Origin of the sequence: Leclercia sp. M-A074-M, assembly GCF_965195605.1 — a bacterium.
GTDB lineage: Bacteria > Pseudomonadota > Gammaproteobacteria > Enterobacterales > Enterobacteriaceae > Enterobacter.
The window spans coordinates 1-1,098 of record NZ_CBDAHM010000028.1; the positions used below are offsets into that span (position 1 = coordinate 1).

Annotated in this window: 2 tRNA genes and 2 rRNA genes; all 4 read right to left on the reverse strand. The window is 51.2% G+C overall.

The features are described from left to right. Window positions 1–471: ribosomal RNA gene (locus tag ACOKCT_RS22875) — 23S ribosomal RNA — on the reverse strand; the annotation flags it as partial. Window positions 472–666: 195 nt separating this feature from the next. Then, window positions 667–742, reverse strand: a tRNA-Ala gene (locus ACOKCT_RS22880). A gap of 105 nt (window positions 743–847) precedes the next feature. Continuing rightward, window positions 848–924, reverse strand: a tRNA-Ile gene (locus ACOKCT_RS22885). A 70-nt stretch (window positions 925–994) separates the two neighbouring features. Next, window positions 995–1,098: ribosomal RNA gene (locus tag ACOKCT_RS22890) — 16S ribosomal RNA — on the reverse strand; the annotation flags it as partial.

Sequence of the window (1,098 nt, forward strand, 5' to 3'; positions counted from 1 at the left end):
TTTCCCTCACGGTACTGGTTCACTATCGGTCAGTCAGGAGTATTTAGCCTTGGAGGATGGTCCCCCCATATTCAGACAGGATACCACGTGTCCCGCCCTACTCTTCGAGTTCACAGCNTGTGTGCTTTCGTGTACGGGAGTATCACCCTGTACCCTGCGACTTTCCAGACGCTTCCACTAACACACAAGCTGATTCAGACTCCGGGCTGCTCCCCGTTCGCTCGCCGCTACTGGGGGAATCTCGGTTGATTTCTTTTCCTCGGGGTACTTAGATGTTTCAGTTCCCCCGGTTCGCCTCGTTANCCTATGTATTCAGCTAACGATAGTGCAACGAATTGCACTGGGTTTCCCCATTCGGACATCGCCGGGTCAAGGGTTCATATCACCTCGCCGGCGCTTTTCGCAGATTAGCACGTCCTTCATCGCCTCTGACTGCCAGGGCATCCACCGTGTACGCTTAGTCGCTTAACCTCACAACCCGAAGCTGTTTCACTTCGTGTTGTGAAAATTTGAGAGACTCGAACACACCTTCATCTGTTCTTATTACGGAGAACAGACACAGTGTGTCGTTTCAATTTTCAGCTTGATCCAGATTTTTAAAGAGCAAAACTTCGCAGCGCACCNTNGCAGGTACACTCTGAAGTTTTCAGGTTTTCGCAGTAAAGATGGTGGAGCTATGCGGGATCGAACCGCAGACCTCCTGCGTGCAAGGCAGGCGCTCTCCCAGCTGAGCTATAGCCCCATCGTGGTCTTCTCTGTACCGCCAATTTTTTCTGAGGCAAGGCGTGGTGACACGAAGCATACTGAAGTATGTGAGTGTCGCCGCAACGCAGCATCAGTAAAAATTTGGTAGGCCTGAGTGGACTTGAACCACCGACCTCACCCTTATCAGGGGTGCGCTCTAACCACCTGAGCTACAAGCCTGCAGAGATTTTTTACTGCTAATTTTCATCAGACAATCTGTGTGAGCACTGCAAAGGCAGGTTCTTTAAGGTAAGGAGGTGATCCAACCGCAGGTTCCCCTACGGTTACCTTGTTACGACTTCACCCCAGTCATGAATCACAAAGTGGTAAGCGCCCTCCCGAAGGTTAAGCTAC